At 68.8% G+C, this 9284-nt stretch carries 8 protein-coding genes and 3 pseudogenes; 7 read left to right on the top strand and 4 right to left on the bottom strand.

All coding sequences use genetic code 11. From position 1 onward, the window contains the following. Nucleotides 1-57 precede the first annotated feature (57 nt). The 4 genes and pseudogenes from H0U68_RS12015 (at nucleotide 58) to H0U68_RS12030 (ending at nucleotide 2695) form a co-directional block, all read left to right on the top strand. Entirely contained in the window at nucleotides 58-768 is a 711-nt protein-coding gene (locus H0U68_RS12015; protein ID WP_365731480.1) for a DUF3108 domain-containing protein, read from the top strand. Between the two features lie 119 nt (nucleotides 769-887). Continuing rightward, nucleotides 888-1160 (top strand): DUF3567 domain-containing protein, encoded by a 273-nt coding sequence (locus H0U68_RS12020; RefSeq protein ID WP_296355855.1) that lies wholly within the window; start codon nucleotides 888-890, stop codon nucleotides 1158-1160. Nucleotides 1161-1187: 27 nt separating this feature from the next. Then, nucleotides 1188-1941 (top strand): annotated as a pseudogene (locus H0U68_RS12025) (class II aldolase/adducin family protein). A 40-nt stretch (nucleotides 1942-1981) separates the two neighbouring features. After that, the gene (locus tag H0U68_RS12030) at nucleotides 1982-2695 is read left to right on the top strand and encodes a ChaN family lipoprotein (RefSeq protein ID WP_296355857.1); all 714 of its coding nucleotides are present in this window, start codon (nucleotides 1982-1984) and stop codon (nucleotides 2693-2695) included. Nucleotides 2696-2702: 7 nt separating this feature from the next. On the opposite strand, the gene H0U68_RS12035 is transcribed toward H0U68_RS12030, so the two are convergent. Beyond that, nucleotides 2703-4037 (bottom strand): aminotransferase class III-fold pyridoxal phosphate-dependent enzyme, encoded by a 1335-nt coding sequence (locus H0U68_RS12035; protein WP_296355859.1) that lies wholly within the window; start codon nucleotides 4035-4037, stop codon nucleotides 2703-2705. A 68-nt stretch (nucleotides 4038-4105) separates the two neighbouring features. On the opposite strand from H0U68_RS12035, the gene purU reads away from it, so the two are divergent. The 3 genes and pseudogenes from purU to H0U68_RS12050 all read left to right on the top strand — a co-directional run bounded on the left by purU (nucleotide 4106) and on the right by H0U68_RS12050 (nucleotide 7519). Beyond that, the gene (gene purU, locus H0U68_RS12040) at nucleotides 4106-4954 is read left to right on the top strand and encodes a formyltetrahydrofolate deformylase (protein ID WP_296355861.1); all 849 of its coding nucleotides are present in this window, start codon (nucleotides 4106-4108) and stop codon (nucleotides 4952-4954) included. A gap of 32 nt (nucleotides 4955-4986) precedes the next feature. Next, nucleotides 4987-6017 (top strand): annotated as a pseudogene (locus tag H0U68_RS12045) (enolase C-terminal domain-like protein). Further along, complete coding sequence (locus tag H0U68_RS12050) at nucleotides 6014-7519, top strand: FAD-linked oxidase C-terminal domain-containing protein (RefSeq protein WP_296355863.1); 1506 nt, start codon at nucleotides 6014-6016, stop codon at nucleotides 7517-7519. Before H0U68_RS12045 ends, H0U68_RS12050 begins: the two are co-directional and overlap by 4 nt. A gap of 263 nt (nucleotides 7520-7782) precedes the next feature. Here H0U68_RS12050 and H0U68_RS12055 read toward each other — a convergent pair whose 3' ends face one another. From H0U68_RS12055 to H0U68_RS12065, 3 genes and pseudogenes are all read right to left on the bottom strand, one after another. Next, nucleotides 7783-8607: a uracil-DNA glycosylase gene (locus tag H0U68_RS12055; RefSeq protein ID WP_296355865.1), complete on the bottom strand. Its 825-nt coding sequence runs from the start codon at nucleotides 8605-8607 to the stop codon at nucleotides 7783-7785. A gap of 55 nt (nucleotides 8608-8662) precedes the next feature. Beyond that, nucleotides 8663-9130, bottom strand: a complete 468-nt coding sequence (rimI, locus tag H0U68_RS12060) for a ribosomal protein S18-alanine N-acetyltransferase (protein WP_296355867.1) — start codon at nucleotides 9128-9130, stop codon at nucleotides 8663-8665. Beyond that, nucleotides 9127-9284 (bottom strand): annotated as a pseudogene (locus tag H0U68_RS12065) (tRNA (adenosine(37)-N6)-threonylcarbamoyltransferase complex dimerization subunit type 1 TsaB); the annotation flags it as partial. The gene rimI and the pseudogene H0U68_RS12065, both read right to left, overlap by 4 nt.

Genomic DNA, 9284 nt, shown 5'->3' on the forward strand with positions numbered 1-9284 from the left:
GCACAGGCCGCAGCCGCGCCGCCGGTTGCAGCCGCATCCCAGCCCGCATCGGCAGCAGTGGCCGCGGCGTCCGCGCCCGCACCCGTGCTTGCGCCCATGCCCGAGATCAGCGCCATACCGGTGCAGCCCACCGCGCTGCCCGACCCGGTGCGGGTGCACTACGACGTCACCATCCACGCCCGCGGCCTGACGCTGCCCGCGCGCGCGCAGCTCGATTGGCGCCACGACGGCAGCACCTACGAGGCGCGCATGGAGGTCAACGGCACCCTGCTGACCAAGCGCGTGCAGGAAAGCGCGGGCGCCATCACCGCGGAGGGACTGGCGCCGAGCCGTTTTTCCGACCGCAGCCGCAACGAGGAAGCCACGCATTTCGAGCGTGGCCAGGGCAAGCTGGTGTTCAGCAACAACCGCCCCGAGCAGCCCCTGCAGCCCGGCATGCAGGACCGCCTGAGCGTGCTGGTGCAGCTGACCATGCTGGTGGCGGGCGACCCGGCGCGCTACCAGCCGGGGACCGCCATCGCCATTCCCACCGCGAGCACGCGCGACGCCGAGACCTGGGTGTTCACCGTGCAGGGCGAGGAAGACCTGACGCTGCCTGGGGGCAAGGTGCGCGCGCTGAAGCTGCAGCGCAATCCTCGCAAGGAGTTCGACCAGCAGGTGGAACTGTGGCTCGCGCCCCGCATGGATTACGCCCCTGTGCGCCTGCGTCTGACGCAGCCCAACGGAGATTCGTCTGATTTGCGCTGGTCCTCCACCGACAAAAGCTGAGTTTGCCCAGGTCGTAACCTGAAGGCATGGCATGGAACGGCACCCGCCGTCCGGCGTTTAGCCCGACAACCTTGAAACGGTGCCGAACGTTGCCAACTACAGGCAATAGGAAAACGACCATGCAAATGCTTTATGACTCCGATTCCTTCGTCGTCGTGCACCTGCAGGCCAACGAGGCCTCCGAGGGCGAGACGCTGCCCGAGGTGGTGCGCCATGGCTTCGAGATCGTCGACAAGCGCTCCAACAAGGAGGTCTACCTCGACGGCTCCTGGGCCGAGGCCTTCCAGCGCCAGATCAATGCCTGGCAGATGAACACGCCAACGCAGGAAGAAGTCGAAGCCACGCTCGACGGTTATGCCGAGCTGGCGCAGAACCCCCTGGTGATCCACTGATGCCGCTGATCATCCACTGACCAACGCATGGCCAGTTCGATGTCTTCCACTGTTTTTGCCGATGAAGCCCGTGCCCGCCGCGAGCTTGCGGCTTGCTACCGCCTGTTCGACCACATGGGGTGGGCCGAAGGCATCTACAACCACATCACCCTGCGGGTAGGCGCGGACAGCGGCCGCCCTCAGTACCTGATCAATCCCTTCGGGCTGCATTACACCGAGGTCACGCCGGACAACCTGGTAAAGATCGACGTGGACGGCAACGCCGTCGACGACAGCCCCTATCCGGTCAACCGCGCCGGCTTTGTGATCCACAGCGCCATCCACGCGGCGCGGCCCGACGCGCACTGCGTGATGCACGTGCACACCACTGCCGGCGTGGCCGTGGCCTGCAAGGAAAGCGGGTTGCGCCACGACAACTTCTACAGCGCCATCCTGCACGGCCAGGTGGCCTACCATGACTATGAAGGCGTCACCACCGGCCTGGACGAACAGCTGGCTGGTGGCATCGCTCGGGCGCAAGGCTTTCCTGATCCTGCGCAACCACGGCCTGCTCACCGTTGGCCCTACGGTGGCCGAATGCTTCCAGCGCCTGTGGACGCTGCAGCGCGCCTGCGAAATCCAGCTGGCCAGCGACGCCGGCACCGGCCCGAACCGGCCGATTTCGCTGGAGTTTCTCCAGCGCGTGCCCGCCACCCAGGCCGGCATGAACGTGGACAAGGACGAGAACAACGCCCAGCGCATGTTCGACGCCATGCTGCGCCGCCACGGCATCCAGGCCTGACCTGCGCAGGCGCGAACGCCTGCCGCGGCTACGATGCGGCATGCATCGCCTCCTGAGTTCGACCTTGTCCCTGGCTGCAGCCCTGCTGCTGCCGGGCTGCGCCATGCTGTCCGTGGGCGACGCCCTGCTGCTTGGCGAGCAGCACGATGCGCCCGGCCACCGGAAGTTGCAGCGCGAATGGGTCGAGCGGCTGGCCGCGCGCGATCACCTGGCGGCGCTGGCGCTGGAGATGGCCGAACAGGGCACCAGCACCGCCGGGCTGCCCGCCGGCGCGGATGAAGCCCAGGTACGCGAAGCCCTGCGCTGGAATGCGCCGAGCTGGCCCTGGGACGTCTATGCGCCGGTGGTGATGGCCGCGGTGCGCGCCGGCGTGCCGGTGCTGGGCGCCAACCTGCCGCGCGACATGCTGCGCGAAGCGATGGAGGACCCGCAGCTGGACGTGCTGCTGCCCGAGCCCTCGCTGCAGGCGCAGCAGCAGGCGGTGCGCGCCGGCCATTGCGGGCTGCTGCCGGAACGGCAGATCCCGCCGATGACGCGCATCCAGATCGCCCGCGACCGCAGCATGGCGCAGACCCTGGCCGAGGCCAGCCGCCCCGGCAAGACCGTGGTGCTGGTGGCCGGCGCGGGGCACGTGGACCCGGACCTCGGCGTGCCGCACTACCTTCCGCCGGGCGTGCGCGTGCGGCAGCTGGTGCTGCCGCCGCACGAAACGGGCAAGGACTACTGCGCGGAGCTGCGCAAGCAGCTCGGGTAGGCGCCGCTTAAGCGTTCGCCTTGATCGCATCGGCCAGGGTGTTCACCATCTGGTCGATGTGCTGCTTTTCCACGATGTAGGGCGGTGCGAACACCAGCACGTCGCCGGCGGGGCGCACCAGCACACCCTTCTTGAAGCAGTCCAGGAAGATGTCGTAGCCGCGCTTGCCGGGCGTTCCCGCGATCGGCGCCAGCTCCACCGCGGCGGCCAGGCCCAGGCTGCGGATGCCGATGACGTTGGGCATGCCCTTGAAGGTGGAATGGAAGGCATCACCCAGCACCTTGCCCATTTCCCCGGCGCGCGCGAACAGGCCCTCCTGCTTGTACAGGTCCAGTGTGGCGAGCGCGGCGGCGCAGGCCACCGGGTGGCCGGAGTAGGTGTAGCCGTGGAAGAACTCGATCACGTGCTCGGGCGCGTCGGTCTTCATCATCGCGTCGTACAGCTTGTCGCGGCAGATCACGCCGCCCAGCGGGATCACGCCGTTGGTGACCGCCTTGGCGAAGGTCAGCATGTCGGGCACCACGCCGTAGAAGTCGGCGGCGAAGTTGGTGCCCAGACGGCCGAAGCCGGTGATGACCTCGTCGAAGATCAGCAGGATGCCGTGCTTGTCGCAGATCTCGCGCAGGCGCTTCAGGTAGCCCTTGGGCGGCAGGTACCAGCCGGCCGAACCGGCGATCGGCTCGACGATCACCGCGGCCACGTTGGCCGGGTCGTGCAGCGGCAGGATGCGGTTTTCCAGCTCCAGCAGGATGTCTTCCTGCCACACCGGTTCCTGGTGGTGGATGTACGGGTGGGCGGCCGGATCGTGGATGAAGCGCATGTGGTCCACGCGCGGCAGCAGCGAGGTGCCGAACACCTTGCGGTTGGACGGGATGCCGCCCACGCTCATGCCGCCGAAGCCCACGCCGTGGTAGCCCTTCTCGCGGCCGATGAACATGTTGCGGTGCCCTTCGCCGCGCGCGCGGTGGTAGGCCAGCGCCACCTTCAGCGCCGTGTCCGCGGCTTCCGAGCCCGAGTTGCAGAACAGCACGCGGTTCAGGTCGCCCGGCGCCATGCCGGCGATCGCCTCGGCGGCCTCGAACGCCTTGTCGTTGCTGGCCTGGAAGGCGGTGGCGTAGTCCAGCGTGTCCAGCTGGGTCTTGATGGCCTCGTTGATGGGCAAGCGGCGGTGGCCCGCGCCCACGCACCACAAGCTGGAGATGCCGTCGACCACCTTGCGGCCGTCGTGGGTGGTGAAGTGCATGCCGTCGGCGCCCACGAACACGCGCGGTTCCTTGCGGAAATGCCGGTTGGGGGTGAAGGGCAACCACTGGTTGTCCATGTTGAAATCTTTGTCGGCCATGCGATCTCCTGGAGCGGTGTGCGAGCCGGCATTTTGGCACCGCGTCGGCCTGCCACAATGCATCGGGTATGACCCAAGCTTACATACTCACCCTGTCGTGTCCCGACCGGCCGGGCATCGTTCATGCGGTCTCCGGCTTCCTGCTCAAGCGCGGCGGCAACATCGAGGAGGCCGCGCAATACAACGACCGCGGCACCGGCCTGTTCTTCATGCGGGTGCGCTTCGCCTGCGACCAGCTCACCAACGGCGATCTGTCCGAGCAGCTGAAGTTCTTCGCCAAGCCGTTCGGCATGACCTGGCAACTGCACGCCGGCGACCAGCCGGTGCGCACCGTGATCCTGGTGAGCAAGGAAGGCCACTGCCTGAACGACCTGCTGTTCCGGGTGAAGAGCGGCCTGCTGCCGCTGGACGTGCGGGCCATCGTCTCGAACCACCGCGAGTTCTACCAACTGGCGGCCAGCTACAACATCCCGTTCCACCACATCCCGGTGACCGCTGTGACCAAGGAGCAGGCCGAGGCGCGGCAGCTCGAGGTGATCGAGGGCGAGGGCGCCGAGCTGGTGGTGCTGGCGCGCTACATGCAGATCCTGTCCACCGACATGTGCCGCCGGCTGGCCGGCCGCGCGATCAACATCCACCACAGCTTTTTGCCCAGCTTCAAGGGCGCCAAGCCTTACTACCAGGCGCACGAGCGCGGCGTGAAGCTGATCGGCGCCACCGCGCACTACGTGACGGCCGACCTCGACGAAGGCCCGATCATCGAGCAGGACGTGGCGCGCGTGGACCACGGCCACACCGTGGACACGCTCACCGCGATGGGCCGCGACACCGAAAGCCAGGTGCTGGCGCGCGCGGTCAAGTGGCACAGCGAGCGGCGCGTGCTGATCAACGGCCACAAGACGGTGGTGTTCCGGTGAAGATCGCCGGCTTCGACATCCGCTGCGCGAGCGTGCCCATGCCGCCGCACCGCACCGCCTCGGGCGTCGTCGCGGTCTCGCCGCTGGTGCTGCTCTCGGTACGCACCGATGCGGGCATCACCGGCCACAGCATCACCTTCACCTACACGCCCGCCGCGCTGAAGCCCACGGCGGAGTTGATGAAGAACATCGAGCCGCTCGCCGCCGGCCAGCCGCTCGCGCCCGCCGCGGTGTCCGATGCATTGCACGCCCGCTTCAAGATGCTGGGCGCGCAGGGCCTGGTCGGCATGGCGCTGGCCGGCATCGACATGGCGCTGTGGGACGCCTTCGCGCGCGCGCAGGGCCTGCCGCTGGTGCAGCTGCTCGGCGGCCAGCCGCGGCCGGTGCGCGCCTACGGCGGCATCGGCTACGACGGCGTGGAAGGCTCCGCGCGCGCCGCCGAAGACTGGGCCAGGCGCGGTTTGTTAGGCATCAAGGCGAAGATCGGCTACCCCACGCTGGCCGAAGACATCGCCGTGATCCGCGCCATGCGCGCCGCCGCCGGCCCGCACATGCAGCTGATGGTCGACTACAACCAGAGCCTGTCGCCTACCGAGGCCGGGCAGCGGCTGCAGGCGCTGGACGCCGAAGGCCTCGCCTGGATCGAGGAGCCTGTCGCGGCGCACGACTTCCCCGCGTTCGCGCGGCTGGCCGCGCAGACCCGCACACCGCTGCAGGCCGGCGAGAACTGGTGGGTCCGCTGGACTTCCGCCATGCGCTGGACGCCGGCGTGCGCGGCCACCTGATGCCCGACGTGATGAAGGTCGGCGGCGTCACCGGCTGGATGCGCGTGGCGGCGCTGGCGCAGGCCTACGGCGTGCCGGTCTCCAGCCACCTGTGGCCGGAGATCAGCGCGCATCTGCTGATGGCGTCGCCCACCGCCGGCTGGCTGGAATACGCCGACTGGTGGAACCCGGTGCTCAAGCGCCCGCTGGTGCTGGAACAGGGCTGCGCCGTGGTGGACGGCACGCCCGGCAGCGGCATCGAATTCGACGACGACGCGGTAGAGAGGTTCGCAGCATGAACACCTTGGTGAGTCCCGACCTGCTGGCAGTCGCCGAAAGCGAGGCCGATCGCCAGGCACAGGTGGTACGCGCACTGCAGAAAGCGCTGCCCGCCCACGCGCTGCTGTGGCACCGCGAGGAGACCACGCCCTACGAATGCGACGGCCTCACCGCCTACCGCGAGCGCCCGCTGGCCGTGGCGCTGCCGGAAGACGAAGCGCAGGTGCGGCAGGTGCTGAAGATCTGCCACGCGCTGCGGGTGCCGGTGGTGGCGCGCGGCGCCGGCACCGGGCTCTCGGGCGGGGCGATGCCGCACCGGCTGGGCGTCACGCTGTCGCTGGCCAAGTTCAACCGCATCCTGGAACTCGACCCCGCCAGCCGCACGGCGCGCGTGCAGTGCGGCGTGCGCAACCTCGCCATCAGCGAGGCCGCCTCGGCGTACGGGCTGTACTACGCGCCCGACCCGTCCAGCCAGATCGCCTGCACCATCGGCGGCAACGTGGCGGAGAACTCCGGCGGCGTGCACTGCCTGAAGTACGGCCTGACCCTGCACAACGTGCTGAAGGTGCGCGGCTTCACCGTCGAGGGCGAGCCGGTGGAGTTCGGCGGCGACGCGCTCGACGTGCCCGGCTACGACCTGCTGGCCGTGCTGACGGGCAGCGAGGGCATGCTGGCCGTGACCACCGAAGTGACGGTGAAGCTGGTGCCCAAGCCGCAGCTCGCGCGCTGCATCATGGCCAGCTTCGGCGACGTGCGCCACGCCGGCGACGCGGTGGCGGCGGTGATTGCCGCCGGCATCATCCCGGCCGGCCTGGAGATGATGGACAAGCCGATGACGGCGGCCGTGGAAGACTTCGTGCACGCAGGCTACGACCTGGATGCCGAGGCGATCCTGCTGTGCGAGAGCGACGGCACGCCCGAGGAAGTGGAAGAAGAGATCGGCCGCATGAGCGATGTGCTGCGCGCGGCCGGCGCCACCGCGCTGGCGGTCAGCCGCGACGAGGCCGAGCGGCTGCGCTTCTGGAGCGGGCGCAAGAACGCGTTTCCCGCGTCGGGGCGCATCAGCCCCGACTACATGTGCATGGACTCGACCATCCCGCGCAAGCGGCTGGCCGACATCCTGCTGGCGATCCAGCAGATGGAAAAGAAATACGGGCTGCGCTGCGCCAACGTGTTCCACGCCGGCGACGGCAACCTGCATCCGCTGATCCTGTTCGACGCCAACGACGCCGAACAGCTGCACCGCGCCGAGCTGTTCGGCGCCGACATCCTGGAAACCAGCGTCGCGATGGGCGGCACCATCACCGGCGAGCATGGCGTCGGCGTTGAAAAACTCAACTCGATGTGCGTGCAGTTCAGCGCCGAGGAGCGCGAGCAGATGTTCGGCGTGAAGCGCGCCTTCGATCCGCAAGGCACGCTGAATCCGGGCAAGCTGATCCCCACGCTGAACCGCTGCGCCGAATACGGAAAGATGCTGGTGCGCGGCGGCAAGCTCGCGCATCCGGATCTGCCACGGTTTTAACTCTGAAAAGCCGCTGCACGGCTTTTCAGAGTTGTCTAGCCAATCAGTGAGAAGAGGCCCGGCGGAGCCGGCTCCTCTTCTCAAGAAGGCGCGTGCTGCACGCTGTTTCGCCCGCTCCAGTGCCTCTGCGAGGAGGGGGTCAGGAGGGACAACTCGACGGACTGCGCGAAACAACGTGCAGCGCGGTCCCTCCTGCGGACGGGAACCGGCTTCGCCGGGCCCGAACGCACTGATCAGTCACTGAGAAATCGCGCGGCGATTTCTCAGTGCTCCATGAGGGAGAGTGCCAGGCACAGGTCGGCCCACGCCTTCGCCTTGTCCGGCAGATTGCGCAGCAGGTAGGCCGGGTGATACGTCACCACCACGGGCACCCCGTTGTACTGGTGCGCGCGGCCGCGCAAGCGGCCGATGGGTTCGGTGGTCTGCAGCAGCGACTGCACGGCGAAGCGGCCCATTGCCAGGATCATGCGCGGCTGCAGCAGCTCCACCTGCCTGCGCAGGAACGGCTCGCACTGCGCCACTTCCTCGGGCTCCGGGTTGCGGTTGCCGGGCGGGCGGCACTTCAGCACGTTGGCGATGTAGACCTTGTGCTTGCGGCTCACGCCGAGCGGGCGCAGCATGTTGTCCAGCAGCTTGCCGGCCTGGCCGACGAAGGGCTCGCCCTGCAGGTCCTCGTTCTCGCCCGGCGCCTCGCCGATCACCAGCCAGTCGGGTCGCGTGTCGCCGACGCCGAACACCTTGTTGCGGCGGCTCTGGCACAGCTTGCAGGCGCGGCAGCCGGACACGGTTTCTGCCAGCACGTCCCAGGTCATGGTCTCGATGCCGGTGGCGCGCGGTTCAAGCGCGATCGGGATGGCATTCGCAGGACGTGCAGCCGGGCGCACCACCGGCACCTCGGCCGGCCGCGCGATCGAAGGCGCGGCTTGCGGCGCAACAGGCGTCGGCACATCCGCCACGCGCGCACGCTGCGGCTGCACGGCAGCTTCAGGCGCCGGTGCCAGCGCCTCGGTGCGCTGCGGCGGCGTGAACATCTGCACGCCCATCTCGGCCAGCATCGCGCGCTGGCGTGCGTCCAGTTGCATGCTCATAGGAATACCCTCCGCGCTGCGCGCTGCGGGATTCGCCTTGGGGCGGCCCGGCGGCTCATAGGCGGTAACTCATGACGATGGCGTCCTCGCGCTTGCCGCCCGCGGCCGGATAGTAGTTCTTGCGCTCGCCGACACGGCGGTAGCCGTACTGTTCGTAGACGCGCTGCGCGCGCTGGTTGCTCACGCGTACCTCCAGCCACAGCCATTGCGCGCCCTCGCCGCGCGACCACAGCGCCAGCGCGTCCAGCATCAGCCGGCCCCAGCCCTGGCCCTGCTGCGCGGGCGCGACGGTGATATTTAGCAGATGCACTTCGTCCACGCCCTTCATTGCGACGAAGTAGCCGATCAGCGTGCCCCCCGCGCACAGCAGCTGCGCCTGGTAGCCGGAACGCAGGGAGTCGGCGAAGTTGCCGCGCGTCCACGGGTGCGCGTACGCCACCTGCTCGACGGCGACGACCTCGCTGAGCCGGTTCTCGGCCATCGGCTCGAACCCGGCTTCCATCGACTTGAACACCGCGCTCACCGGCCGGCCTCCCCTGCTTGCGCTGCTGCCGACGCAGCCTGCTGGCGGCGCAGGGCCGCGCGCTCGTCGGTGGTCTGGGCGACCTTGTCGCGGATGTACAGCGGCAGCGCATTCTCGGCCGCCTGCCCGCGCCCGGCGGCGAGCTGCGCCGGCG

The organism is Ramlibacter sp. (assembly GCF_013697775.1).
Taxonomy (GTDB): Bacteria; Pseudomonadota; Gammaproteobacteria; order Burkholderiales; family Burkholderiaceae_C; genus Ramlibacter.

Bases quoted from the DNA above. Each gene is read 5' to 3' on its own strand.
- H0U68_RS12020 (WP_296355855.1), top strand. From the start codon at position 888: ATGCAAATGCTTTATGACTCCGATTCCTTCGTCGTCGTGCACCTGCAG.
- H0U68_RS12030 (WP_296355857.1), top strand. From the start codon at position 1,982: ATGCATCGCCTCCTGAGTTCGACCTTGTCCCTGGCTGCAGCCCTGCTG.
- H0U68_RS12035 (WP_296355859.1), bottom strand. From the start codon at position 4,037: ATGGCCGACAAAGATTTCAACATGGACAACCAGTGGTTGCCCTTCACC.
- purU (WP_296355861.1), top strand. From the start codon at position 4,106: ATGACCCAAGCTTACATACTCACCCTGTCGTGTCCCGACCGGCCGGGC.
- H0U68_RS12050 (WP_296355863.1), top strand. From the start codon at position 6,014: ATGAACACCTTGGTGAGTCCCGACCTGCTGGCAGTCGCCGAAAGCGAG.
- H0U68_RS12055 (WP_296355865.1), bottom strand. From the start codon at position 8,607: ATGAGCATGCAACTGGACGCACGCCAGCGCGCGATGCTGGCCGAGATG.